The organism is Kitasatospora sp. MAA4 (assembly GCF_029893355.1).
In the GTDB taxonomy this organism is placed as follows: Bacteria; Actinomycetota; Actinomycetes; order Streptomycetales; family Streptomycetaceae; genus Kitasatospora.
The window spans coordinates 278,194-302,676 of the sequence record NZ_JARZAI010000004.1; the positions used below are offsets into that span (position 1 = coordinate 278,194).

A 24,483-nucleotide genomic window follows, 5' to 3' on the forward strand; every position below is an offset into this window, starting at 1 on the left:
GACCCCGACCCTGACGCAGGGTCAGCAGCCCACCACGGGCATCCGGTACCGGCCGCGCAGCCGGAACCGGGAGGACGAGGACACCAGGATCACCTCGTACCGCGAACGGGGAACGACGACAGCGATGCGGTCACGCACGGCCGGTCTCCCCTCACTCGTCAGCGGTCCGCGCTGCTCTGCAAGGTGGCGGCAGCGCGCGGTACTTGGCGAGTGTAGGGAAGACGGCGGCAGCACGGCACCGGATTATTCGCGAGTGTCCGGATGGCTCAGTGGCTCCCCGGGGGGAGCTGGGCGGTCAGGAAGCCGGAGAGGGCGGCCAGTACGGCTGCGGAGCGACCGGCGTCCAGCAGGGTGCCGATCCGGGATCCCTTCAGCAGGAACAGGGCGAAGGTGGCCTGGCAGGAGGCCACGACGTTCTGCGCCCACGGGTCGCAGGCGATCCACTGCTCGTCGACGATCCGCTGCGCCGGGTCCACAACGTAGCCGCGCAGGGTGTAGTTGACGTCGGTGAAGTTCTGGTCCCCGGGCCTGGTCGAGCTGCTGACGGTGAGGATCACGTCGGGGTTGCCGGTATCCAGGGTCAGCCGGCCTCCTGCCGCCGTCGCGCCGGCGGGCGGGCAGGGCGCGAGTCCGAGCCGCTGGACGACGGAGGCCTGCACCGCCGGGTCCTGGATGCCGCACACGGCGTCAGCGGTCCGCTCGCTGCTGGGTGGCCCGGCGAGGTCGGCGACGACCACGCTCTGAACATCGTTGCCGGACGGATCCCCGATGCCCACCACGGTGTCTCCGGTGTGGATGACGGCGCTGCCCGTCCCGCTGACCTCGGTCACGCAGCGGGCCGGGGGGCCCGCCAGGTACACCACGCCGGGTCCGGCACCCCGGTTCGCGGCGGCCTGCACACTGACGCCGTACACCTGCCACGAGGGTGGGAGCGTGACGCCCTTCGGGAGGGTGAGGTCCTGCGGCACCGGGACGTTCGGCGCGCCGCTCGACGGTTGCTGTGCCGGGGAGCAGGCCGCGACGGGGGCTACGCCCGGGGCTGCGGTGGGCACTGTCGCCGGATCCCCCTCGCTCGTTGTTCCGATGAGGACGTTGCTTCCGTAGGCGGGGCCGACGGCCGCCGGTGGCGCGGGGAAGGAGCCGCTGGCGATCCGGTCGAGCGCCTTCACCGCCATGCTCTTGGCATCGTCCTCCGAGTCGGTCTCGGTGGTAGAGCCGTCGTTGGGAGCATGGAAGTCCTTCTCCACACGGAAGCCGAACATCATGCCGCCGCGCAGCAGGAAGAGCCCGTCCCTCTGGCACCACAGCGCGTCCTGAGCCCCCGCCAGAACGTCGACGGAGCTGCATCCGCCACTGGCGAGTTCGCTCTGCTTCCCGTGGTTCCAGGCTTCGGCCGTGACGTACCCGTACTGCCACTCCGCCTCCCACTGGGTGTCCTGGTACGTCGGCGGCGGCTTGGCGGCGGTCTCGGACGTCGACTGGTCGAACTGGCAGGAGGTCGGATCGGTCTGGTACTTGATGTCGATGTTGCCGAACCCGTAGGACGTCAACGAGTCGGGCCGGGTGACGATGGGGAGCTTGCGGTAGTACGAGTCGGCGGGGATTTCCGTGACGAGGTTGAGCTCGTCGACGGTCAGCACCTGGCAGGGGTCCGCCGGTAACGCCCAGGTGTCGCGGCTCGGCGTCGGCCCCGCGTGCTGGATCGAGTGCCAGACGATGGCGGCGGCCACGCTCAGGGCGAGGGCCAGGAGTCCGGCGATGATCTTCGTGTCGCGGCGCATCAGGGATTCAGCCTCACCGCAAGGCTGTTGAAGTCCGCCCTGGTGGTGCCCGCCGTGACCCAGGCCGTTCCCGCAGGGCCTACGGGCAGGGTGTAGGCGCCGGCCAGGTGATCGGCGATGCCGGACACCGCGAACGGCTTGCCGCCCGTGTCCGTGAGCTCGGTATGTTGCAGCTTGCCGTCGACCGTGTACGAGACGACCAGGACGAAGCGGACCAGGCTGCGCTGCGCGAAGGCGGTGACGGTGACCGGCGTCGTCTCCCGGTAGGCGAGGCTGAAGCCGTTGGCGTCGAAGTAGAAGCCCCCCAGCGTGCGGCTGTCGTCGCCGCTGTACGTCCGGGCGCGGGGCTGGTCCTCGTCCAGATCGAGGCCGACCCTCAGGGCCGGGGCGTTACCGCCGGGCTCTGCCATGTAGGCGGTTCCGGCCAGCGGCGCCTGGCGATCGATCACCCGGGCGCCGATGTCGGTGAGCATCACGCCGCTGTGCCGGTTGCCCTGCAGCGTGAACCTGATCGTCTGCTCGGCCATCGGTGCCCCCTCGTGCGCCGCCGCCAGCACAGCGATCGTCGTGTCGGCGGCGGGGGCCGGTTGCGGGTCCTTCAGGACCCACCAGCTGTTCGGGTCGCCCGGTCGGCCGGTGCCGGTGAGGGTGGCGTTGATGCCGGAGCCCCCGGTGAGTCCGTCCGCCACCGAGTCCTGGTGGGAGCTCCACACCAGCGCACCCGCGACGATGAGCACGGCCGCGAGGACGCCGGCCAGGATCCGGCGGACCGACACCTGCCGCTGCGGCGGTACGGGCTCCGGATAGCTTGTGCCGCTCAGCAGCGGAATCCGGACGTCACGACCCACCCCCAGCAGCGACCGGAACGCCTCGCGCTTCTCCGGCTCCAACCGCTCGATGGCCGACAACGGCTCCAGGGTGAGCGCGCTGGCACCGTCCCTGCGCCGGTGCGCCACCACCACGCCGATCGCTAACTCGCCACCGGAGCGGTCGCCCGCGAAGACCACCGTGCCCGAGATGCTGCTCCAGATCGAGTCGGCCTGGCCGTTCGCGTCGTCGCGCGGTGCCGCCTCCACATGCAGAGTCAGGCGGCCACCGGCCGTCCCCTCCGCCGTGGGCACGAATCCGACGAGTTGGGCGCGACCGCGCGGCCGCGGCCCTCCGGAGGCGTTCTCGTCCTCCTTCCACCAGGGATAGCCCACGCCTTGGCAGTCCAGGCGCGTGGCCTGGCCGGTATCGACGTGGGCGATGCGCACCTCCGGCGCCTCAGGGGCTCCCGGCCCGTCCAGCGCCAGGATCGCCAGGTCGACCTGCTCGCCGCCGTGCACCAGGACCCTGGCGGGAACCTCCTGGCTGCCGCCGAACCGCACCGAGACCGCTCCCGGCCCGACCGCGTGACCAGCCGTCAGGACGTGGCCGGCGCCGATGCAGTACCCCGACGACACCCTCCAGTTGGCTACGGAATCCGGTCCCGAGTTCCACAGGACCTCCACTGCGTACTGAGTCTGCGGCATTCCCGTCAGGGCTTCTCGGAGCTGGGCCGTGACGTGACCTGAACCGTCTGGCCGTCGCGGCGCACGGGCGCCCCGAGTTGCAGGGTGACGGTCTGGATGTGCTCCCTGCTGTACCCGGTGTCCGTGCCGAGTTCCAGCACCCAGAACCTGGCCTTCCCACCGGCTTTCGCATCCAGGGTGACGGCCACCTGGAACTCCACGGTGGCCCCCTCCACCGGGAAGCGCACCTCATGGTCCTCAGCGGCCCGTGCCGCGACTGCGAGTTCCTCCTGAAGTGCCCCGAGGACCTCGGCCAGTCCGAGCTTGTTGCTCATACGCGTGTTCCCCCAAGGGTCAGTTGCGGCTGATCCTAGGCATCCCACGCGACGGTGACAGGCGTTTCGACCGAAACGTCTGTGACCTGTGGGTTGTCGGGGCCGGGTCGGTTCAGCGCAGGCCGGCGAAGAGGTCGTCCTCGTGGTCCGGGACGGGGACGGTGCTGAACTGCCGGACGAAGGACTCCTGGCCGAACACCCGCTGCTGGCCCTCCTCGGGCAGCCGCAGCATGAAGATGCCGTCGCTCTGACTCTCGTGGGCCTGCAGCGCTCTGCGCTTCTGGTCGACGTGGGGGGACACGTCCACCACGGTCGTGATCAGCTCGTCCGGGGTCCCGAAGTCGTCGGGCAGCTCAAAGTCGCCGATGTCCACGCCGTTCGCACGCAGCGACGCGAACAGCTCCGCCGTCCGGCTGCGCGGGATGGCCGTGTAGTAGAACTTCGCCGGAACGCCGCTCTTCCTGATCGCCTCCACCGTGATCAGATGCGCCCGGATGTGGTCGGGGTGGCCGTAGGCGCCGATCTCGTCGTAGGTGACCACGACATCCGGCCGGTAGCGCTCCATCAGCTCGGCGAGCCGCCCCGCGGACTGCTCCAACGGGACGTTGGCGAACGCCTCCGGACGCCCGTTGGCCTCCCAGCCCACCATGCCGGAGTCGGGGTAGCCGAGCAGTTCCACGTCGGAGATGCCCAGCACCTCCACCGACTCCTTCAACTCCCGCAGCCGGAGCTCGCGGACCTGCGCCTCGTCGTGACCGGGCTCGCCGGGCTTGACCCCACCAGGCCCGTCGCCCTGCTCCCCGTTGGTGCAGGTCACCAGGACGGTACGGATGCCCTCCGCCGCGGCAGCCGCCAGGACGCCGCCGGTGGACAGCACCTCGTCGTCGGGGTGGGCGTGTACGGCCATCAGGGTCAGTTGACGGTCCATCGGTTGCAGTCCTCCGAGAGAGAGTCCGGGAGTGGATTCCGGGGAGTAGATGGTGTTCGAATCGCTCCGCACCACCGTAGTCGCTCCGGCCGGACGTCAGGCAACGCCCCGGATGCGGTGGACCAGCAGGCCGGCGAGGAGCGTGACCACGGCGGTGGCGGTGTAGAGGCCGGCGTAGCCGCCGAGGTGGGCGACGATGGGCGCGGCCAGCGCCGGGGCGAGCACCTGCGGGCCGGAGTTGGCGATGTTGATCACGCCGAGGTCCTTGGCGCGGTCGGCGGCGGCGGGCAGCACCTGGGTGACCAGGGCCTGGTCGACGGCGAGGTAGATGCCATAGCCCGCGCCGAGCACCGCGGCGGCCAGCACGGTGGCCGGCCAGCTGTGGACGGCGGCCAGCAGCAGCGCGGCCAGCGCCATCACCGCGCAGGAGGCGACAACCAACGGCTTTCGACGTCCGGTCCGGTCGGAGAGCACGCCGCTGGGGATCGCGGTGAGCAGGGCGGCGAGGGTGTAGACGGCGGTGAGGATCAGCACGCCGGCGTCCGGAGACCGGTAGTGCACGGCGTCGGTGAGGTAGTAGAGCAGGTAGAGGGTGCCGATCGCGTTGCCGAGGTTGATCAGGAAACGGGTGAGCCAGGCCCAGCCGAAGTCGGGGTGCCGGCGCGGGCTGACCCAGTAGCCGGCCAGCAGGGCGCGCGGGCGCAGCGAGGCGCGCGAGCGTGCCGGGAGCACGGCGTCGGGGAAGAACAGCACGAACGGCAGCGCCAGCGCGAGGGTGACCGCCGCCGTCAGCGCGTAGCCGGACAGCACCCCGCTCACCACCACCGTCACCAGCAGCGCCCCGACCACCAGCCCCAGCGACTGGCTGATCCCGGTCCACCCCGACACCACCGCCCGCTGCCCGAGCGGCACTTGGTCCGCCACCGGTGCGGTCACCCCGGCGAGCATCACGTTCAGACCGGCCTGCGCCAGCGCCCAGCCGGCGATGATGCCCGCCAGGCCGTGCTGGTGCGACGTGCAGAGCAGGCCGGCGGCGCCGAGCAGAGCGCCGGCCAGGATCCACGGGCGACGGCGTCCGAACCGGCTGGTCGTCCGGTCCGAGAGCGCACCGGCCAGCGGGTTGACCAGCATCGCGACCAGGGCGCCCACGCCCGTCACCCAGGAGAGCAGGCTCGCCTTGTGGGCGGCGTCCAGATGTTCGAGCTGGAGCGGCAGCAGGATCTGGATCGGGGTGAAGAACCCCAGGAAGACGGCCAGGTTCGCCAGACTGAGCGAAGCCGTCCACCAGCCGCTCACCCGACTCTGCGGCTCGGCCAGCGCGACCGGCGGCGGCAGCGGAGCGCCGGTGATGTGAGGGGTGCTCACCTCAGCCGTGCCGTCGCTCGTCCGTCCTGCATGGCAGCCTCCTCAACCAAGATGAGTCGACCTCATGTTAGTGACTCGCCAGCAGAACACCAGATGCGTGACAGTCATCCCGTCGCCCGCACTGTCCGATCAGCCAGTCACGGGCGCCTCGCCCTGTACCCCGCACCAGTAGTCCGCGCGCCCGGGCTGCGGCTTCAATCGGGTCCGACCTTGATCAGCCCGACCCGGAGGATGCGGCATGAAGTTTCACACCAAGGCACTGGCCATCGGCGCCCTGCTGGTCCTGGCGGCGCCGGGCGCCGCGTACGCCAACACCGTGAGCGTCACGGTGCGGACCCCCGGGGCCACCCTCGGCCCCAGCGCCGTCGACTCCTCCGTCTCGACCAGCGCCCACTGCACCAGCGGGCTCGTCTCCGGCGGCGGGATCGACCAGGCCATCGGGACGGGCACGGGGGTGAACGGCAACCACGTGCTGGGCACCGAGCCCAGCTCCGACGGCAGCACCGAGTACACCGGCACGACCGGGGTCGTCGGCACCGACGTGGCGTACTGGATCGCCAAGGGCGGCAGCGGCGGCCAGCTCAACTCCTCGTTCTCCACCACCCCTTACGCGATGTGCCTGACCAGCAACCTGATCAACCACACCCAGGTCGTCATGAACAAGGTCAACGCCCCCACCACCGCGACGACGGTGGGCCTGGTGACGGCGACCTGCCCGGCCAACACCGCCCTGCTCGGCGGCGGCGCCCTCGTCACACCCGGCAACACCGGCAACTTCAAGGCGATCGCCAGCTTCCCCACCTTCAACAACTCCGCCCACGACTACGGCCAGAAGGCCGCGGCCGACGGGGAGACCAACCCCGACTCCTGGAGCGCCGTGGGCTGGGACAACAGCACCAACGCCAGTAACGAGACCTATGCCTACGCGATCTGCAGCGGCAACGGCATCAACGTCAGCGGCGTCACCGTGAAGGTCCGCTTCGGCGAGGCGAGCGGCCCCAGCACCGGGAGCACCGGCCAGAACACCACCGCCAGTTGTGGAAGCGGCGACGGGAACCTGGTCAGCGGGGGCGCCGCCGTCAGTGGCGGCAACGTGACCACCACCGACTTCACCGGACCGGGCTCGGCCGGTGACCACCTCAACGGGAGCTTCCCCAGCGACTCCAGCGGCAACCCCGTCGGCAACGGGACCACCACGGCGGCGTCCTGGACGGCCTTCGCGCACAGCGGCGGAACGGGCTCGACGAGCACCCACTCCGACGTCTGGGCGCTCTGCGCCAACGACGGCGTCTGACACCCCGACCGCCATCACCACCACCACCGAGCCAGTAGAAAGGCAGCAGTCGATGACGAAGAGGTTCCTTCCGGCCGCCACCCTGGGCAGGGCGCTCGTGCCGGGCGCCCTGCTCGTCCTGGCGGTGCCGTCGCTCGCGTACGCCCACACCGCGACCGTCACCGTCACGTCCCCCGGAGCCACCATGGGCCCGGCAACCCCCTTCACCGGCGTCTCGTCCCACGCGGACTGCGCGCACGGGCTCGTCTCCGGCGGCGGGATCGACCAGGCCGAGGGCGACGACCGGTCGGGGAACGGCAACCACGTGATGGGCGTCGCGCCCAGCGCGGACGGCGTCACCGAGTTCACCGGCGCTCCCGGGGTCGTCGGACACGACGTCACGCACTGGCTCGCGTTCGGCGGCAGCGGGAGCAACTCCAGCCTCACCTTCTCCTCCACGCCCTACGCCCTGTGCCTCTCCAGCCACCAGGTCAGGCACACCCAGGTCGTCATGAACAAGGCCACCGGCCCCTCCGCCTCGCAGACGGCGAAACTCGTCGTGGCGACCTGCCCCAAGGGGACGCGCCTGATCGGCGGCGGCGCCCGCACCACCCCGGCCAGCGTCGGAAGCCTCAAGCCGATCGCCAGCTTCCCCACCTTCAACGACGCCGCCCACGACTTCGGCCAGAAGGCGGCGGCCGACGGCGAGACCAACCCCGACTCCTGGACCGCCGTCGGGGGCATCGGCGGCGGACGCGACAGCGGAAACACCACCTACGCCTACGCGATCTGCACCGGCGACCACGTCAACGCCAAGGACCTCACCACGAAGGTCGGTTTCAGCGAGGTGAGCGGCCCGACCACGGCCGGCACACGCCTGACGGCCACGGTCGGCTGCGCCTCGCCCGCCGGGGACCGCCGCCACGGGAACGGGCGCGACGCCTGGCAACTGGTCAGCGGGGGCGCCGCCACCAGCGGCGGCGACGTGACGACGACCGACTTCAGCAAGGCCGGGTCCGGCGGTACCCACCTCGCCGGCAGCTACCCCAGCGACTCCGCCGGCACGCCGGTCGCTGACGGAACCACCGCGCCCGCCTCCTGGGCGGCGTCCGTCCACGTCGGGGGGTCGCCCTCCCCGAACACCTACACCGACGTCTGGGCACTCTGCCTGAACACCCAGCACGGGAACGGGGAGCGGTAGCCAAGACTGCGTGGCGGTCGCCGGAGCGTGAGCCCGATTACGTCACGCCGGGTGCCTACTACGTTCCGGTGTAGGTACGGCCACTGTGCTCGGAGTGCGGACAGGCCCCGGTCGGCGGGGTCCACCTACTACCCGGTGTCGTACTCGGGGACCTTCGCCGCTGTTCGGGCGCTGCTAAGAATGGCGGTTCCCGAACCCACGGAAGAAGGTGCCCAGATGTCCGGACCAGCCCGCGTCATGGCCTTCCTGGACTACTTCGCCGGGGTCTTCACCCTGCTCGCGCTGACCGCGGCGGTGGTCTGCGGGCTGGCCGCCACCGACCGCCTGGTCCTGACGCCCCGGTTGCGGGTGGCTGTCCAGTCGGTGCATCGGGCAACCGCCGTCGCGGCGCTCGGGTTCCTGGCCGTCCACATCGCGGTCAAGATCGCCGAGGGCCACGCCGACCCGCAGAGCACGGTCCTGCCCTTCACCGGCGACACCGCCCTCGCGGTGAGCCTGGGGACCATCGCAGCCGACCTGCTGGTCCTGGTCACGGCGACGGGCGCGATTCGCGGGCGATTCGCAGGGAGTCGGCACGCCTGGCTCTGGCGCGTGATGCACGCGGGCGCGTACGCCTGCTGGCCGATCGCGCTGGCCCACGGTCTGACCGCCGGACGCGCGGCGCACGCCTGGGTCCTGTGGGGCTACGGGCTGTGTGCTGCGCTGGTCGCCCTCGCTCTGTTGGTGCGAGGTCTCTCCTGGCTGGGACGCCACCGGACCGCCACCCGTCAGCTGCGCCGCTCCAAGGCCCGCGATGCCGGCGCACCGCGCCCGGCCACCGCGCCGCGCCGACCGCGGCACGCCGCGCCACCCGTACCCGGGCCCCTGGCGCCGGCCCAGCCCGGCGGTGGCCTGTGAGCGCCCGGATCGACCTGCCACCGGTGCGCCACCTGGGGCCGCCCCGGCTGACGACCGGGCTGGACCGCTTCCAGCGGCTCGACCTCGCCGCGCACACCCGCCTCCACCCGCCGCTACCCCGGCTCACCCAGGGCACCCTGCTGGACCTGGCCGAGCGCGTCGATCTGCGCGGACGCGGCGGCGCGGGGTTCCCCTTCGCCCGCAAGGCCCGGGCCGCGGTGGCCGCCGCCGACCGCACCGGGACACGCCCGGTCGTCGTGGTGAACGGCGCGGAGGGCGAGCCCCCGAGCGCCAAGGACAGGATGCTGCTCGCCCGAGCTCCGCACCTGGTGCTCGACGGCGCCTGCCTCGCCGCAGCCGCCTTCGGGGCCGAGGAGATCGTGATCGGCGTCGCCGCCGGCAGCCCCGGCGAGGTCTCGATCCCCGCCGCCATCGCCGAGCGCGACCTGCCCTGCCCGGCCCGGACCGTATGCCTTCCCGAGCGCTTCGTCTCCGGCGAGTCCGGCGCACTGATCCGCGGGGTCAACGGGCTTCCGGTCCTGCCCGCCGCGGTGAAGGCCCGCGCGGCCGAGGGCGGAACGGGAGGCGTTCGACGACGCCCCACGCTGCTGTCCAACGCCGAGACCTGGGCGCAGCTCGCCGTGGCCGCCCGACTCGGCCCCGAAGCGTACGCCGCCGTCGGCACCGACTCCGAGCCCGGCACGGTCCTGCTGACGGTGAACCGTCCGGGGGCGGAGCCTCTGGTGGTCGAGGCCCCCTTCGGCACCAGGCTGGGCGACGTACTGGACACGGGTGGGCTGCGGCCGGGCGACGGCGTGCTGGTAGGCGGCTATCACGGCGGCTGGCTGGACCCGGTGGACGCCGTCAGCGCGTCGCTCTCCCGCGCGGGTCTGGCCGAGCTCGGCGGTACCCTCGGCGCCGGTGCGATCGTCGCGCTCCCGGCCGCCACCTGCCCGCTCGGCGAGATCGCCCGGGTTGCGGCCTGGCTGGCCGGCCAGTCGGCCGGACAGTGCGGGCCGTGCAAACGCGGGCTGCCCGACGCCGCCGAATCACTCGCCGCGCTGGCCACGGGCGCCGGCGGGCCGGCGGAACTGGAGGACGTACAGCGCGCCCTTGGCGGCGCGCAGGGTGGTGGCGCCTGCTCGCACCCCGACGGCACGGCCCGCTTCGTGCTGAGCGCGCTCGACGTGTTCGCCGGGGACGTCGAGGCCCACGTCGCCGGCACCGGCTGCGGGAGGCCGGTCCTCGGCGTGCTGCCGCTCCCCCGCGACGAAGGCCCACACCTGGAGGTGGACTGGTCCCGCTGCGCCGGGCACGGGCTGTGCGGCGTCCTGGCTCCCGGCCTCGTCCGGCTCGGCCCGCACGGCTATCCCGCATCGACCACCGTCCCCGTCGCCCCCTGGCAGGAACACGGCGCCCACCGCGCCGTGAACCAGTGCCCGGCACTCGCCCTGCGCATGCGCCGCCCGGAGAGAAAGTAGCTCCCCTCCCCGGGGCTCGTGGATCACTGCTTCGCCCCGTTCGCGTCCCATGCCGCCCGGTGTTGCTTGCCCTCAGGCGTTCCCGGCCTGGTTGGCGCTGTCAGTGCGCTGGGCGGGGACGCCCCGGTCGTTCTGGAGTTCCCACAGCTCACGGAACAAGCCGGGTTCGGCGACCAGCTCGGGGAAGGTCCCGGTCTGGATCACGCGTCCGTGGTCGAGGACGACGATGCGGTCCGCCATGGCGATGTTCGCGAGCCGGTGGCTGACCAGCACGACCGCCCGGTCCCGCGCCATTTCACGCAGACCCGCGAAGATCCGGTGCTCGGCACGGGGATCGAGGGCACTCGTGGGCTCGTCCATCACCAGCAGTCCGGCGCGCCGGTAGAACGCGCGGGCGATGGCGATGCGCTGCCACTGACCGCCGGAGAGTTCCTGGCCGCCCCACATCTCCCGCGCGAGGAGGGTGTCCAGGCCGGAGCGCAGATCGTCCAGGACGTCGCTGGCCCCGGAGGAGACAGCGGCGGCGTGGATGGCTTCGTCGTTGCTGTGGGGCTGCCCCAGTGTGATGTTCTCGCGGGCGGTCACCGGGAAGTGGGCGTAATTCTGCGGGACGACGCCGGTCTGCTGCCAGAGGGCATGGGGGTCGAGGTCTCGGGTGTCGACGCCGTCCCAGGTGACGGCGCCTTCGGTGGGGAGGTAGAGCCCGGCGAGGATCTTGGACAGGGTGGTCTTGCCGCTGCCGTTCTCGCCCACCAGGGCGACGACTTCACCGCGGCGGACTTCCAGGGTGACCTTCTCCAGGGACGGGGTGTCGGAGGAGGGGTAGGTGTATGTGAGGTTCTCGGCCCGGACGGACAGCGGGGCGCCGGGGGCCCTGTCGCCGCGGTCGATCCGGTGGGCGCCGGCCTCGTCCAGGAACGTCGACCAGTCGTCGAGGTAGAGCCCGGTGCGATAGAGGTCGGCGCCGTAGCCGACGATGCCGCGCAGCCCGGACGACGCGGCGCCGAGCGCGAAGAACGCGGTGCCTGCCGCCGCCAACGACATGTGGCCGGTCGCGAGCAGCACGATGACGGCACCCCAGACGAGGCCGGTGGCCACGCCGGTTGCGAGGGCGCCGAGCACGTACACCTTGGCGCTGCGCCAGGCGGCGTTGTTGGTGGCGGCGGTGACGCGGTCGCCTGCCGCTCGGTACTTCTCCAGCAGGAACGGCGCCATGGTGCCCGAGCGGATCTGGTCGGCCGGTTCCTTGTCGACCAGGTACCAGCGCAGCAGGCTCAGTACCCGGCGGTCCCGGTGGGTACCGACCATCGTGACGTAGCCGATCCGAGCGGAGCGGACGGAGGCGATGCCCTGTGGGAGGGCTGCGAGGACCAGGAGCGGCAGCAGCGCAGGGTGAAGGACGGTCAGGACCCCGGCGGCTGCGATGAGTGAGGCGCCGGAGGAGATCAGGTTCTGGGTCTCGCCGATGAGATCGCGGGAGACCTCCACCCCGCGGTCGGCCGCGCTGAACCGGTCGTAGTAGCCGGGGCGGTCGTAGGCGGTCAGCTCGGAGGCGGTGGCCGCGTCGAGCATCATCAGCTCGGCCTCGCGGGCGATCTTCGGGGCGATCCGGGATGAGAGGGCGGTGACGGTGATCCCCAGCAGCGACCGCAGGCCGGCCGCCCCGGCGATGACCGCGATGGAGGGGATGGCCTGGTGGAGACGGTCGATGATGTGGCCGGAGGCGATCAGGGCCCTGATGGTGCCGGTGGTGGCCAGCAGTCCGAAGGCGCCGAGCAGCCCGGAGACGGCCTGGCAGAGCAGCAGGACGGTGATGGCGGCGCGGTCGACGCGCCACGCCAGATCGAGGGTGCGGCGCATCAGGCGGGGCAGGCGCCGGGCCATGTTCCGGGCGGTCATGGAGTCGGCGATCTCGGGGTTGTCGCCGCCGGGGTGCTGGAACTTCAGCTCCTCGGATGGGGCATCATCCTGGTGGGTGGTCGTCGCCGTGTCCGTCACATGGGCCTCCCAGGACCAGTGTTGAGGGTGGACAGTCTCGCGCCCGCGGTCGGCGTGGCGGGAGGTGTGTCCCTCGAACGGGCGACGGCCTCGAACTGCAGCCCGAGGCCGTCGCGGTACGCCGGCGGTGCTCGGTCAGATCACCCAGGATTCGGCCGGATCGTCGAGCCATGCGCGGTGGGTGCCGTCGGTTGTGACGGTCAATCCGAACCGCTCGGGCCCCGGGCGGTCGTTCTTCACCCACCACTCGAAGGCCGCTTCGACCTCGTCCCACAGTCGGCGCGGTCCGGATTGTGCCACGGCGTGGTTGCCGTCCGGATCGGCCCACCGGCAGTGCGCGTACGAGATGGAATCCCAGATCTCCGTACGCCCGGTGCCGAACCTGGCGTGGTCCGCCCACACGTCCATGGTGCGCAGCCCCGGCAGGCGCAGGCCGAGGGCGAACTGTGCGGGATGGGTGTCGAATTCTCCCGGGCCGGCTACCGCAGGGCGGTAGTCGAAGGTGTCGTCGACATCGAATGGCTCGGAGGGCTGACGCTGGCCGCGCACCCACATGAAGGCGGCATTGCCGCCGAAGTGGCCAGCTGCGGCACCCTCACCGACTACCAGACGAACCAGTGAACCGTTGCAGAACGTGGTGCCGAACGGGGTAAGGATGACGCCCGCTGTCGTCGGCCGGGGTCACGTCGGAGAGCATGGAGGCCACCAACGACGGCATCGACAGGGACGACGTGGGGATGCCGTCGCCGTCTTCCTGACCGTCGTCCAGCTGGGTCACCAAGGGCACATCGGAGTTGACCAGCTCCAGCCAGCGAGCGGGCTGCTCGGTCCGGTCGATCCACTCTTCGCCGTCGTGGAAACGGTCCGGAGTGAAGGAACTGCGCGGGTGCGCCAGGAACGACGGCTCCCACTCCTTCGTCAGCGCGCCGGATGCGCGCATCTCGGCGACCAGCGACTGCCAGCTGCTCACTTCCCCTTCTCCTTCGCGGTCGGCGGCGTGACGGGCTTGTTCCACTGCCCATCGTTGGTCTTCGGAGAGCCGTTCTTGTCGCCGCCGCTGCCGCCCTTGCCGTCTCCGTGCTTGCCCATGGTCGTCTCCCTCTACTCGGCGCTGGTGGTGGTCGTAGTGGTCGCGCTGCCGTCCGGCGGCATCGGGCCGGGCGGCCGCTCCGGGCTCGGCGACGGTGGCCGCCCGGAGCAGCGGACTTGGCTTCCCGTCAGCTCAGGTGGCGACATCAACGACGATAGGGAGTAACCATCCGGCCACTCAACGCGATTGCAATTTATTGCGGGCTTTCAGCCCAAGGCAGTGATCGCCGCGCTGACCAGTGCCCGCGCGTCGTCTCCATGCACGGCCATCTTCGACAGCCCGGCGAACGCTTGCGCGTAGTCGGCAATTTCGCGGGGTTGGGTCACGTCGATCGCTGCCGTCAGGGTCTCCACCCGGGCGTGAACATCGTCGAAGAGGTAGAACGCCTCCAGCGGCCACACCGTGCGCGGCACGCTGGAGGGAATGATCCCAATGGACACCGAGGGCAACGGCATGACGGTGAGCAGGTGGCGGAGCTGGCCGGCCATCGTCTCGGCGTCGCCGATCCGGTACTTCAGCACGGTCTCTTCCATGACCACCGCGAACCGGTGGCCTCCCTCGTACAGGAATCGGCTGCGCGCCACCCTGGCCGCCACCGCGTCGGCCACGTCGTCGGGGTAGCCCTTGAAGCGCCTGATCGAGCGCATCAGCGCTGTGGCGTAGGCCGGGGTCTGGAAGAAGCCGGGCATCACGTTCGAGACGTACACCCGCATCATCGCGGTGCGCTCGTACAGGTCGTAGGTCTTCTCCTGGGTGCGGCGCATCCCGTTGCGCTGAATCCGGCGCCACTCCATGTACATCGACTCCACCGCCCGCGCGGTGGCGATGAGGTCGGCGGCCTGGTCTTCGGCACCGCACGCCGTGCACCAGGCCCGGATGTCGCCGTCGGTGGGCGCTGCCTTGGCGTTGAGTATCCGGCTGGTCTTCGCGGGGTGCCAGCCGCACCTGGCAGCCAGCTCCTGCCCTGGGAGTCCGGCGTCCAGCATCAGTTCCCGAAGGCGGGCGGCGACGGCCACGCGGGCCGCCTGGGCGCTGGAGGAGGGCGAGGAGGGCATGAGCCGGCTATCCGGTGGGTCAGACGGTGAACTGCTCGTGCGGGATGGCGCGTTCCCAGGCCGCTTCGAAGGCGGACCCGGCGAGCTTCACCGCGGCGGCCTCGTCGGTGTAGGTGCGCGCGGGGTCGGCCCAGGCTCCCTCACCGGTGAAGTGGTTGAACAGCACGGTCTCCCCGTCGAACAGCCAGAAGTCCACGCCGGGGAGCGCGATGTCCATCGTCCGGTGCCGGGGCAGCCAGCGGACCTGTTCGCCGGCTGCCGTGTTCGTGAAGGTCCCCGAGTGCAGCCAGCGGGTGTATTCGCTGACCGGCTCGGAGACGATCCGGCACCGGCGGATCACGACGCCGCGTTCCACGGTCTCCGAGATCAGGTCGAGCCAGGGGCGCCACCACGACGCGCGGTCGTCCGGGTCGAGCCGGTGGCCGGCCTTCCAGGCGGCGATCTTCTCCTTCTCGCTGCCGACGCCGTACGTGTCGCGCATTTCCAGGTGCACAGCGGAGTGCTTGGCGCCCTTCAGCAGGTCAGAGAAGTCCGGCACGCTCAGCTTCATCACAAGCCTTCCTCAAGATCGGGATCATCCGGGCCGGGAGGCACGCCAGCACTTCGTGGTCGGGGATGCCGATGGCGTGCCCCGGCACCCACTCCGTTCCGCTGACCTCGTCGGTCAGTTGGGCGTCAGCCTTCAGAGCCTGGAACACCAGTTGCTTCTTCTCCCGGTCAACCCACACCGTCGGTGGCGGACCGTCAAGGGGCGCATCGACTCACTGTGACGAAGCGTCAGTCAGTTGACGTTGCCGGTCGGCCTCAATGGCCCATCCCCGCTCCGCCGTCCACGGGTAGTACGGCACCGGTGACGAAGGACGCCTCGGGCGAGGCCAGGAAGTGGACTGCTGCGGCGACTTCCTCGGGTTGAGCGAGGCGGCGGAGCGGGGTCTCGGCGATGATCTTCGCCTTCTGTTCCGGGGTCAGGCCGGCGATCATGCCCGTGTCGGTGAGGCCGGGTGAAACGATGTTCACTGTGACGGCCCGGGGGCCGAGCTCCCGTGCCAGCGAGCGGGAGAAGCCGATCAGGCCCGCTTTGGACGCGGCGTAGTTGGCCTGGCCGATCTCGCCGCGCAGTGCGACCGTGGAGGAGATGATCACGATTCGTCCGCTGCGTGAGCGGACCATCCCCCGGGCAGCCCTCTTCACGACGCGGAAGACGCCCGTGAGGTTCGTGTCGAGGACGGTGGTGAAGTCCTCCTCGGTCATCCGCAGCAGCAGCTGATCACGTGTCACCCCTGCGTTGGCGACCAGGACTTCGACCGGACCGTGCGCCTGCTCGACCTCCACGAAGGCCTTCTCGACCTGGGCAGGGTCGGCGACGTCGCATCGCACCGACAGGAGCCCTTCGGGTGGATCGCTGCGATAGGTGACCGCGACCCTGTCGCCCGCCTCCGCGAAGCCTCGTGCGATCGCAAGTCCTATCCCTCTGCTGCCGCCTGTGACCAGAACGGATCGTGACATGCTCTGACCCTCTTTCGGCTGGGATTTCTCCGCGCATACTCCGGGAGGAAGGCGTCCGGGACGGGTACCCCGAGGGTCTTTCAGTGGGCGTCGAAGTGAGCGTCATCCTCAACTGCGGGGCTACGAAGGCGATGACGACGCCAAGGGCGGCTGAAGGCCGGACCTCGGCCCCTACCGTCGGGTAGGATAATCGCCGATGTGTCGTCGGCGACGCGATGGCCCGCGTTGAGGTTTGGAGTCGGGTTGCTCGACCAGCCTGCGTTCGGACGTCGCCTTCGGCACCTGCGCCGTCTACGCGAGATGTCCCAGTCGGAACTGGCCGGTGGTGACGTGTCACCGAGCTACATTTCGCTGATCGAGTCCGGCCGCCGCATGCCCAGCGAGGAGATCGCGAAAGCCATCGCCGCGCGCCTGGGCTTCTCCCTCCACGAGTTCGGCGTCGTGGCGAGGCCGAACCCCGATGATCGTGCGGACCTGGTTCGCCGGCTGGTGGTCGCCCGCGGCGCCCGTGCCGAGGGCGGGTGCGAGTTCGCCGCCGATGAGCTGGTGGCCCTGGTCGACGAGGCCGACACGCTGGGCGAGGACGACGTCGCCTGGGAGGCCTCCTGGGAGCTGGCCGAGATCTACGGCGACCTCGAGCGGCCGGTGGACCGGGACGCGGTGCTCCGGCGCCTGCTCGACGATCCGCTGACCAACAGCTCGACCCGGCTGCGGGCGCGGGTGGCGGCGGCGATCGCGGAGCTGGCGCAGTGCCGAGGCCGGCTGGCCGAAGCGGTGCGCGCAGGTGAGCAGGCTGTCGCCGCGGCAGCGGAGCTCGATGTCAGCGCGCTCGAATGGTGCCGGGCCCGGCTGGCCCTGATCGCCGCCTACACCGCTCGGGACGACCTCGACCGAGCAGCCGAAGCGCTGCTCGACATCATGGACCGCCTCGACGAACTGCCCACCGACCGGCTGCGCGGGCTGGCCTGCTGGGCCGCCGCCAACGTGCACGTCGCGACCGGCCGACCCGCCGACGCCGTCCCGCTGCTGGAACGCGCCGCCGGCCTGTTGCCGCCGCGGACCGATCTGCGGCAGTCGGCCCGGCTGGCGCTGACCACCGTGCGGGTCTGGCTGCTCACCGATCGGGCGATGGACGCCGTCGACGAACTGCTCGGGTGGACGCGGCAGGCGTTCTCGCTGATCGGTACCGAGGCTGACCGCGTCCAGCTGGCCTCGGTCGAGGCGTTGGTCCTGGCCCGCAAGGGGCAGTTCGACGAAGCGCTGGCCCGTGCCGCCGAGGTCCGCCCGGTGCCGGGTCTGCCGCCGCACGAGCTGGCCGAGAGTCTGGTCGCCGCCGCGGATGTCCAGGTGGCGGGCGGGCGGATGGCGGATGGTCAGAAGTCCTGCCGGCAGGCCGCCGAGCTGTTCGACGAGACCGGCGCACACCGCAGGGCCGCGCGGGCCTGGCGGACGCTGGTCGACGTGTTCGCGGACCCTCGGACGCTCTGAGGCCGGTGCCGTGACCGGCGGGACCGTTCGTGGTCAGCCGCCGGCCTTGAGATCCGGGTGAGCAGCCGGTCCGCGATCGGGCAGCCGGTGGCCCGGCCGGTGTTGCGGTGCGAGACACGGGTGGCCAGCTCCTGGAAGGAGACGTAGGCCAGGTCGCGCACGGCCGAGCCGCCACTGCCGGCGAAGACGGCCGCCGGATGACGATCGGGATTGGTCTCGACCACTGATTCCAATGAGTGCAGGAGTTCAAGGTCACGCATTCGGACATGCGCCATGGCCATCTGTCCTCCAGGTAACGGAGAGCGCTGCCGGTCGGTGAACGCGCGCAGCGCAGACCATCTAATCGACTCGATCGCATGTCCGGGGCGGCGATATCCGATCTTGCCTCGCTGTTCATAATTCGTTCGCCCGGACGTCATCATGGTGCAGGGTAGCGTTGAGCATCAAAGCCACGGGCATGGCGAAAGAGGACAGGCCACGGAGGCTTGCCTGATGCTGGATCAAGCTGCTAGCTTCACAGCCGACTTGGGATTGGCGCGCGATCTGGGGATCGCACGGGAACTGCCCGGTAACTTGCGGGCGAGTCGCGTTACACACTGGTGATTGCCGATCCACGAACGTTGGGCACGTTCTCCCCGCGAGGCATTTCATGCCAATTCACTGCGCGTTCCCCTCGATGATTCAGAGGCAGTCGAACATCGGAACCGGTCGGCCCCTTCCGGGGGGAAATCTGATTCCGAATTCGTGCGCACTGACGGTAGGTCGCGACGGCGGGATGGCCGACAACAATGATCCGTACACGATGGTGATGATCGTCCCCGTCGACAGTGGTATGGAAATGGAGTTTTCATGGGCATCCTGGCCGGCAAGCGAATCCTGGTCACGGGCGTGTTGACCGGCGACTCGATCGCCTTCCATGTGGCTCGGCTCGCGCAGGAGGAAGGCGCGGAGGTGGTGCTCACGGGCTTCGGGCGACTGAGCCTGGTCGAGCGGATCGCCAAGCGGCTGCCCACGCCGGCGCCGGTGCTTGAGTTGGACGTGACCGACCAGGGACACCTCGACTCGCTGGCCGATCGGGTACGCGAGCACGTGGACGGGCTCGACGGCGTGGTGCACGCGATCGGTTTCGCCCCGATCGAGGCACTGGGCGGCAACTTCCTGAACACCGAGTGGAAGGACGTCTCGACCGCCGTGCAGGTGTCCGCCTTCTCGCTCAAGGCGCTGGCGATGGCGACCCTGCCACTGATGCACGAGGGCGGTTCCATCGTCGGCCTGGACTTCGACGCCACGGTCGCCTGGTCGTCCTACGACTGGATGGGCGTCGCCAAGGCCGGGCTGGAGTCCTGCTCGCGCTACCTGGCCCGGCACCTCGGCCCGAAGGGGATCCGGGTGAACCTGGTCGCGGCCGGTCCGCTTCGGACGATCGCGGCCAAGGGCATCCCGGGCTTCGCGGACTTCGAGGCCACCTGGGACGCGCGATCGCCGCTGGGCTGGAAGGCCGACGACATCGAGCCGGCCGCCCGCGCGACCGTCGGCCTGCTCTCCGACTGGTTCCCCGCGACGACGGGCGAGATCGTGCACGCCGACGGCGGCTTCCACGCGATGGGCGACTGACGGCTCGGGGAGCAACAGGGCTGCGACTGCGGCCCGTTGCTCCCCCACCCGCAAGGCCGAGCCGGGTGCCGCCCGGTCGGCGAAGCCTGACCGCGACACGAAGCAGACGTGTGGCCGAACCCGCCGCCGACGACGGCTGCCCGCGGGCAACTCGCCCTGCCTCCTTCTCGCCCCGACCCGTGTTCGCGCGGGGCCCGCACACGAGTCAAGGGCAGTCACAGAACTTGACAACCCAGCAGCGACCTCCAGCCAACAGCGGCTGACCAACGTCTGTCTTCTCGACCAACTCCCGCTTGTAACAAGGGGATTGTCCTTGACGCTGGAGATGTCACAGATGTTGACTCGCTACTCGAACACATGACAGCCTTCGCTGCGGCCGGCCATCAATCCGACCCCGCACACCGGCGACAGATCACGAGACATCAACCAAAGCTGACATCGACGGCGAGGTATCTGGTGCGCGACATCGCGATCGTAGGAATGAGCTGCCGCTTCCCCGGGGCTCGGAACCTGCAGGAGTACTGGCGCCTACTGCTGAGCGGGCGCAGGCAGTTCCAGTCGGTCCCCACCGACCGCTGGGACCACGCCGAGTACTTCGACCCGGACGACAAGCGCGGCACGAAGGGCTCCTACACCGACCAGATCGCGGTGATCGACGGAGTCGACCAGTTCGACGCCGCGCACTTCCGGATGTCGCCGCGCCGGGTGCAGAACATGGATCCGCAGCACCGGCTGCTGCTGCAGGTGTCCCGCGAGGCCCTGCAGGACGCCGGATGGGAGCGCCGCGCGTTCGATCGGGCGTCAACGGGTGTGTTCTTCGGGCTGAGCAGCTCGGAGTACGCCGAATACAGCCCCGACGTCAAGCAGATCCAGCCGTTCACCGTCCCCGGCGTGCTGCTGAACATGGCCGCCGCCACCGTCAGCCAGTACTACGACCTCGGCGGGCCGAGCTTCACCGTCGACGCCGCCTGCTCGTCGAGCCTGGTCGCACTGTACGAGGCGGTCACCCACCTGCGCGCCGGGCACTGCCGGGAGGCCGTCGTCGGCGGTGCCTACCTGGCGCTGGCACCCAACGGGCTGGTCGGGTTCGCGAAGGTCGGCGCGCTCTCGCAGGCCGGGGTGTGCCGGCCGTTCGACCGCCGTGCGGACGGGTTCGTCCTGGGTGAGGGCATCGGTGCCGTGGTGCTCAGGCCGCTGGACGAGGCCCTCGCCGCCGGCGACCGGGTCTACGCCGTGGTTCGCGGGATCGGCTGCTCCAACGACGGAACAGCCGACGGTCCGATGACCCCGCGTCAGGAGGGCCAGGAGGTCGCGTTGCGGCGGGCGTACCGCGACGCGGGCTGCACGATGGACTCGGTCGGGTTCATCGAGGCCCACGGCACCGCGACCGTCGTCGGCGACCGGACCGAGCTGGACGCCATCAAGGCGGTGCGGACCGCCGACCGCCAGGGCGGGCCGGACGGCGGTGCGTACCTGTCCTCCGTCAAGAGCCTGATCGGGCACGGCCTCAGCGCGGCGGGGATGGCCAGCCTGATCAAGTCCGCGCTGGTACTGCACCACGCAACCGTCGTGCCGCAACCGGAGACCGAGGTGGACCCGGCGGTCGGACTGGCCGAGGCGGGCCTTCGGATCACCGACGAGCCGGTGCCCTGGCCTCCTTGCGAATCGCCGCGGCGGGTCGGGGTGAACGGGTTCGGTTTCGGCGGGACCAACGTCCATGTCGTGTTGCAGGACGCACCGACCGCTCCGGCCACCGCGAGTACCGCGGCCGAGGCCGCGCGGCCCGAGCTCTTCCTGCTGTCGGCGGGGACACCGGCCCTGCTGGCCGCCCACATCGGACAACTGCTCGACGAGCTCGCCGATCAGCCGGAAGCCACCGCACGGGAGCTGGCCTACACCCTGGCGCAGCGGGCCCACCTGCCGGCCCGGCTGGCCGTGGTCGCGGCCGATCTCGGCGAGCTGCGGCAGAAGTTGACGCAGGCCAAGGAGATGCTGGCCGCCGGCCAGCTAGGCGCGCTGGGCACGGCCGGGTTCGCGGGCAAGTCCCCGCTGCCGGCGAAGAAGCGCTCGGTGGCCTTCCTCTTCCCCGGCCAGGGCAGTCAGCGGCCGGGCATGCTCGGCGATCTGCTCGACCGGTTCGCGCCGATGCGCGGGCGTGCCGAGGCGCTGGACTCCGTGCTGCGCGAGCAGGTCGGATTCTCCGCGATCGACGCGGTGTACGGTCCACGGGCGGCGAGCGAGGAGGGCCGCGCCCTGCTCACCGGCACCGACGTCTGCCAGCCCGCGCTGGGTCTGCTCGGGCTGTCCGTGGCCCGCCTGGTCGCGGACTGCGGGCTGCGGCCGGACATCACGCTCGGGCACAGCGTGGGCGAGTTCCCGGCCGCCGCGGTCGCCGGAGCGATGGACGACGAGGACGCGATCGGTCTGCTCGCCACCCGGGGCCGCCGCATGCGGGCCGCCGAGTCCGAGGCACGCGGGGGGATGCTCGCGGTCCAGGCCGGCGCCGACCGCGCCGAGGACCTGGTGCGCGACATCGACGAAGCCTGGCCGAGCTGCTACAACCACCCCGGCCAGACCGTGGTGAGCGGGACCGAGTCCGGGCTCGCCGCGACCGAGCGGCGGATGGCCGCCGAGGGGATCGGCACACGGCGACTCGAGGTCTCCAACGCGTTCCACTCACCACTGCTGGCCGCTACTCGCGAGGGCATCACCCAGGACCTCGCCGTCGCACGGCTCCTGGCGCCGGAGCTCACCTTCGTGTCCTCGGTGAGCGGTGCGCAGTGCGCCGACCCCGAGCAGCTCCGGGAACTGTGGGCGGAGCACGCGCTGGCCCCGGTGCGCTTCACCGCCGCCGCAGGTGCCGCCCACGAAGCGGGTGCGCGGATCTTCGTCCAACTCGCCGGCGGCAGCGCGCTGCTGTCCGCCGTCCGGCACAACCTCCGTGAGCAGGAGGGACTGCACTACGTCGCGCTGTCCACCGAAGAGCCGGACGACACCCGCACGTTCCTCGCCGGGCTCGGTCAACTGGCCGTCCTCGGCGTCCCCGTCGACCTGACGCCGCTCTTCGAGGGGACGCCGCGGTTGCTCTCGCTGCCGCCGTCCCCGCTGCGCACCCGCCGCTACTGGGTCGATGCGCAGAAGCCGCGAGCGACGTCCGCCTTCCTTGCGACGCAGCCTGTTCCGGCTGCCGTCCACCCCGCCGTGCTGCCCCAACCCCCCGTGAAGGAGCATCCCGTGAACGAGGTCGTGACCCTGCTGCGCGAACAACTCGCGGTCCTGAAGGGATTCGGCATCGACGCCGAGTCCGCCCCGGCCGCGACGGTGGCGCCGGCGGTGGTGCCGGTGGTGGCGCCGACGGTGGCGCCGGCGGCGGTTCGGACACCGGCGCCGCAGCAGGTTCCGCTGCCCGCCCCGGCCGCCGCAGCCGAGCGGCTCGCCGTCCGCAGCACGGTCTTCGAGCACATCTCCCGGATCAGCGCGTTCCCGGCCGACCAGTTGCACGAGGACAGCCTGGTGGTCCAGGAACTCGGCTTCGACTCGTTGATGCTGACCGACCTGGTGGGCTCGGTGCGGAAGACCTGGCCGCAGCTCGCCGAAAAGCTCACCGGCGGGGCCATCGCAGCCCGGCCGACCGTCCGCGAGATCGTCGACACCCTCGCCGAGCTGCTGGGCATCGACCTCGCGACCGTCCCGGCGCAGGTCGCCGCGCCGCAGCCGGCCGACCCGGCTGCCGCAGTGCCGCAACAACGGCGCATCCAGGACTTCCCCGAGGCGAAGGCCCTCGAAGCGCAGCTGGACGAGCCCGGCACGCGCAACCCGTACTTCCTCCTGCACGAGGGCACGGCGACCGCCAGTACCCGGATCGAGGGCCGCGAACTGGTCTGCTTCTCCAGCTACAACTATCTCGGGCTGTCCGGTCACCCGGCGATCAGGCAGGCGATCGACGACGCCGTCGGGAAGTACGGCAGCTCGGTGTCGGCCAGCCGCTTCCTGTCCGGTGACCGGCCGCTGCACAGGGAGCTGGAGGCCGAGCTCTCCGCACTGCTCGGCACCGAGGACGCCATCGTGATGGTCAGCGGGCACGCGACCAACGTGTCGGTGATCGGGCACCTGCTCGGCCCGGACGACCTCGTCGTGCACGACGAGCTGGCGCACGACAGCATCCTGCAGGGCTGCAAGCTGTCCGGGGCGCGGCGGCTCCCCTTCCCGCACAACGACATGGCGGCCCTCGACGAGCTGCTCACCCGGGCCCGTCCCCAGTACCGCCGCGCCATGATCGTCGTCGAGGGCGTGTACAGCATGGACGGCGACCTGGTCGACCTGCCGAAGCTGATCGAGGTCAAGGAGAAGCACGGCGCCATCGTGCTGGTCGACGAGGCGCACAGCGCGGGCGTGGTCGGCAAGAACGGCGGCGGCGTCGGCGAGCACTTCGGAGTGGACCGGTCCAGGATCGACCTCTGGGTCGGAACACTCTCGAAGTCGCTGTCCAGCTGCGGCGGTTACGTCGGCGGTTCGGCGGACGTGGTGCGCTACCTGAAGTACAGCGTGCCGGGATTCGTCTACAGCGTCGGCATGACGCCCTCGAACACCGCGGCCGCGCTGGCCGCGATCCGCACCATGCGCGACGAGCCCGAGCGGCTGGAACGCCTGCGCGGCAACGCGGAGCTCTTCCTCGCCGAGGCCCGCAAGGCCGGGCTGGACACCGGGCCGAGCTCCGACTCCCCCGTGGTGCCGTGCATCGTCGGTGACTCCGCGATGACGCTGAAGCTGGCCGAGGTGCTGTTCGACCGTGGCATCAGCGTCAACCCGATCATGTACCCCGGGGTGCCGGAGACCGAGGCGCGGCTGCGGTTCTTCATCACCTCCGAGCACACCGGCGAGCAGATCCGCGCCTCGGTCCGGGTCGTGGCCGAAGAGCTCCAGCGGTTGCGCGCCGCCGCGGCCACCAGCGCCTGACGCCTCGTCATCCTCCGTCCGC

21 protein-coding genes and 1 pseudogene are annotated in these 24,483 nt (G+C 70.9%); 8 read left to right on the plus strand and 14 right to left on the minus strand.

Features of this window, described 5'->3' with window-relative positions:
* Positions 1-266 precede the first annotated feature (266 nt).
* The 5 genes from P3T37_RS07920 to P3T37_RS07940 form a co-directional block, all read right to left on the minus strand.
* Positions 267-1,781 (minus strand): hypothetical protein, encoded by a 1,515-nt coding sequence (locus tag P3T37_RS07920; RefSeq protein ID WP_280722736.1) that lies wholly within the window; start codon positions 1,779-1,781, stop codon positions 267-269.
* Positions 1,781-3,226: a hypothetical protein gene (locus P3T37_RS07925; RefSeq protein WP_280722737.1), complete on the minus strand. Its 1,446-nt coding sequence runs from the start codon at positions 3,224-3,226 to the stop codon at positions 1,781-1,783. The genes P3T37_RS07920 and P3T37_RS07925 overlap by 1 nt, the downstream gene beginning before the upstream one ends.
* 74 nt (positions 3,227-3,300) lie before the next feature.
* Positions 3,301-3,609, minus strand: a complete 309-nt coding sequence (locus P3T37_RS07930) for a trypco2 family protein (protein WP_280722738.1) — start codon at positions 3,607-3,609, stop codon at positions 3,301-3,303.
* Between the two features lie 112 nt (positions 3,610-3,721).
* The gene (locus P3T37_RS07935) at positions 3,722-4,537 is read right to left on the minus strand and encodes a PIG-L family deacetylase (RefSeq protein ID WP_280722739.1); all 816 of its coding nucleotides are present in this window, start codon (positions 4,535-4,537) and stop codon (positions 3,722-3,724) included.
* A 96-nt stretch (positions 4,538-4,633) separates the two neighbouring features.
* On the minus strand, positions 4,634-5,902 hold the full coding sequence (locus P3T37_RS07940) for an MFS transporter (protein WP_280722740.1): 1,269 nt from the start codon (positions 5,900-5,902) through the stop codon (positions 4,634-4,636).
* Between the two features lie 238 nt (positions 5,903-6,140).
* On the opposite strand from P3T37_RS07940, the gene P3T37_RS07945 reads away from it, so the two are divergent.
* The 4 genes from P3T37_RS07945 (at position 6,141) to P3T37_RS07960 (ending at position 10,754) form a co-directional block, all read left to right on the plus strand.
* Complete coding sequence (locus tag P3T37_RS07945) at positions 6,141-7,196, plus strand: hypothetical protein (RefSeq protein WP_280722741.1); 1,056 nt, start codon at positions 6,141-6,143, stop codon at positions 7,194-7,196.
* A 52-nt stretch (positions 7,197-7,248) separates the two neighbouring features.
* Positions 7,249-8,376: a hypothetical protein gene (locus P3T37_RS07950; RefSeq protein WP_280722742.1), complete on the plus strand. Its 1,128-nt coding sequence runs from the start codon at positions 7,249-7,251 to the stop codon at positions 8,374-8,376.
* Between the two features lie 216 nt (positions 8,377-8,592).
* Complete coding sequence (locus tag P3T37_RS07955; RefSeq protein ID WP_280722743.1) at positions 8,593-9,273, plus strand: hypothetical protein; 681 nt, start codon at positions 8,593-8,595, stop codon at positions 9,271-9,273.
* Positions 9,270-10,754 carry an NADH-quinone oxidoreductase subunit NuoF family protein gene (locus P3T37_RS07960; protein WP_280722744.1) on the plus strand — a complete coding sequence of 495 codons (1,485 nt, stop codon included), beginning with the start codon at positions 9,270-9,272 and terminating at the stop codon, positions 10,752-10,754. The genes P3T37_RS07955 and P3T37_RS07960 overlap by 4 nt, the downstream gene beginning before the upstream one ends.
* A gap of 72 nt (positions 10,755-10,826) precedes the next feature.
* Here the strand turns inward: P3T37_RS07960 and P3T37_RS07965 are convergent, their stop codons facing one another.
* The 4 genes from P3T37_RS07965 to P3T37_RS07980 form a co-directional block, all read right to left on the minus strand.
* Positions 10,827-12,752, minus strand: a complete 1,926-nt coding sequence (locus P3T37_RS07965; protein WP_280722745.1) for an ABC transporter ATP-binding protein — start codon at positions 12,750-12,752, stop codon at positions 10,827-10,829.
* Between the two features lie 135 nt (positions 12,753-12,887).
* Positions 12,888-13,307, minus strand: a complete 420-nt coding sequence (locus P3T37_RS07970; RefSeq protein ID WP_280722746.1) for a hypothetical protein — start codon at positions 13,305-13,307, stop codon at positions 12,888-12,890.
* A gap of 40 nt (positions 13,308-13,347) precedes the next feature.
* A complete protein-coding gene (locus P3T37_RS07975) occupies positions 13,348-13,722 on the minus strand; it encodes a hypothetical protein (RefSeq protein ID WP_280722747.1) in 375 nt (124 codons plus the stop codon).
* Positions 13,719-13,841, minus strand: a complete 123-nt coding sequence (locus P3T37_RS07980; protein ID WP_280722748.1) for a hypothetical protein — start codon at positions 13,839-13,841, stop codon at positions 13,719-13,721. Before P3T37_RS07980 ends, P3T37_RS07975 begins: the two co-directional genes overlap by 4 nt.
* On the opposite strand from P3T37_RS07980, the gene P3T37_RS07985 reads away from it, so the two are divergent.
* Positions 13,840-14,007 (plus strand): hypothetical protein, encoded by a 168-nt coding sequence (locus tag P3T37_RS07985; RefSeq protein WP_280722749.1) that lies wholly within the window; start codon positions 13,840-13,842, stop codon positions 14,005-14,007. The two genes, P3T37_RS07980 and P3T37_RS07985, sit on opposite strands and share 2 nt — an antisense overlap.
* Positions 14,008-14,048: 41 nt before the next feature.
* Here P3T37_RS07985 and P3T37_RS07990 read toward each other — a convergent pair whose 3' ends face one another.
* From P3T37_RS07990 to fabG, 4 genes are all read right to left on the minus strand, one after another.
* Positions 14,049-14,897, minus strand: coding sequence for a helix-turn-helix transcriptional regulator (locus tag P3T37_RS07990; RefSeq protein WP_280722750.1), 849 nt, complete (start codon positions 14,895-14,897; stop codon positions 14,049-14,051).
* A gap of 19 nt (positions 14,898-14,916) precedes the next feature.
* Positions 14,917-15,447 carry a DUF6879 family protein gene (locus P3T37_RS07995; protein ID WP_280722751.1) on the minus strand — a complete coding sequence of 177 codons (531 nt, stop codon included), beginning with the start codon at positions 15,445-15,447 and terminating at the stop codon, positions 14,917-14,919.
* The gene (locus P3T37_RS08000; RefSeq protein WP_348533224.1) at positions 15,419-15,595 is read right to left on the minus strand and encodes a hypothetical protein; all 177 of its coding nucleotides are present in this window, start codon (positions 15,593-15,595) and stop codon (positions 15,419-15,421) included. The genes P3T37_RS07995 and P3T37_RS08000 overlap by 29 nt, the downstream gene beginning before the upstream one ends.
* A 106-nt stretch (positions 15,596-15,701) precedes the next feature.
* On the minus strand, positions 15,702-16,403 hold the full coding sequence (fabG, locus tag P3T37_RS08005; protein ID WP_280722753.1) for a 3-oxoacyl-ACP reductase FabG: 702 nt from the start codon (positions 16,401-16,403) through the stop codon (positions 15,702-15,704).
* Positions 16,404-16,601: 198 nt separating this feature from the next.
* On the opposite strand from fabG, the gene P3T37_RS08010 reads away from it, so the two are divergent.
* Complete coding sequence (locus tag P3T37_RS08010; RefSeq protein ID WP_280722754.1) at positions 16,602-17,891, plus strand: helix-turn-helix transcriptional regulator; 1,290 nt, start codon at positions 16,602-16,604, stop codon at positions 17,889-17,891.
* Between the two features lie 32 nt (positions 17,892-17,923).
* On the opposite strand, the pseudogene P3T37_RS08015 reads toward P3T37_RS08010, so the two are convergent.
* Positions 17,924-18,055, minus strand: a pseudogene (locus tag P3T37_RS08015) (acyl-ACP desaturase); the annotation flags it as partial.
* A gap of 685 nt (positions 18,056-18,740) precedes the next feature.
* On the opposite strand from P3T37_RS08015, the gene fabI reads away from it, so the two are divergent.
* Both fabI and P3T37_RS08025 read left to right on the plus strand, forming a co-directional pair.
* The gene (gene fabI, locus P3T37_RS08020) at positions 18,741-19,505 is read left to right on the plus strand and encodes an enoyl-ACP reductase FabI (RefSeq protein ID WP_280722755.1); all 765 of its coding nucleotides are present in this window, start codon (positions 18,741-18,743) and stop codon (positions 19,503-19,505) included.
* A 357-nt stretch (positions 19,506-19,862) separates the two neighbouring features.
* The gene (locus P3T37_RS08025) at positions 19,863-24,461 is read left to right on the plus strand and encodes a type I polyketide synthase (RefSeq protein ID WP_280722756.1); all 4,599 of its coding nucleotides are present in this window, start codon (positions 19,863-19,865) and stop codon (positions 24,459-24,461) included.
* Positions 24,462-24,483 lie beyond the last annotated feature (22 nt).

Excerpts from the sequence above, each read along its gene's own strand:
- P3T37_RS07980 (WP_280722748.1), bottom strand. The coding sequence starts at position 13,841 with ATGGGCAAGCACGGAGACGGCAAGGGCGGCAGCGGCGGCGACAAGAAC.
- P3T37_RS07970 (WP_280722746.1), bottom strand. The coding sequence starts at position 13,307 with ATGTGGGTGCGCGGCCAGCGTCAGCCCTCCGAGCCATTCGATGTCGAC.
- P3T37_RS07935 (WP_280722739.1), bottom strand. The coding sequence starts at position 4,537 with ATGGACCGTCAACTGACCCTGATGGCCGTACACGCCCACCCCGACGAC.
- P3T37_RS07945 (WP_280722741.1), top strand. The coding sequence starts at position 6,141 with ATGAAGTTTCACACCAAGGCACTGGCCATCGGCGCCCTGCTGGTCCTG.
- P3T37_RS07930 (WP_280722738.1), bottom strand. The coding sequence starts at position 3,609 with ATGAGCAACAAGCTCGGACTGGCCGAGGTCCTCGGGGCACTTCAGGAG.
- fabI (WP_280722755.1), top strand. The coding sequence starts at position 18,741 with ATGGGCATCCTGGCCGGCAAGCGAATCCTGGTCACGGGCGTGTTGACC.
- P3T37_RS08025 (WP_280722756.1), top strand. The coding sequence starts at position 19,863 with ATGACAGCCTTCGCTGCGGCCGGCCATCAATCCGACCCCGCACACCGG.
- P3T37_RS07985 (WP_280722749.1), top strand. The coding sequence starts at position 13,840 with ATGGTCGTCTCCCTCTACTCGGCGCTGGTGGTGGTCGTAGTGGTCGCG.
- fabG (WP_280722753.1), bottom strand. The coding sequence starts at position 16,403 with ATGTCACGATCCGTTCTGGTCACAGGCGGCAGCAGAGGGATAGGACTT.
- P3T37_RS07990 (WP_280722750.1), bottom strand. The coding sequence starts at position 14,897 with ATGCCCTCCTCGCCCTCCTCCAGCGCCCAGGCGGCCCGCGTGGCCGTC.
- P3T37_RS07955 (WP_280722743.1), top strand. The coding sequence starts at position 8,593 with ATGTCCGGACCAGCCCGCGTCATGGCCTTCCTGGACTACTTCGCCGGG.
- P3T37_RS07920 (WP_280722736.1), bottom strand. The coding sequence starts at position 1,781 with ATGCGCCGCGACACGAAGATCATCGCCGGACTCCTGGCCCTCGCCCTG.
- P3T37_RS07950 (WP_280722742.1), top strand. The coding sequence starts at position 7,249 with ATGACGAAGAGGTTCCTTCCGGCCGCCACCCTGGGCAGGGCGCTCGTG.
- P3T37_RS07995 (WP_280722751.1), bottom strand. The coding sequence starts at position 15,447 with ATGAAGCTGAGCGTGCCGGACTTCTCTGACCTGCTGAAGGGCGCCAAG.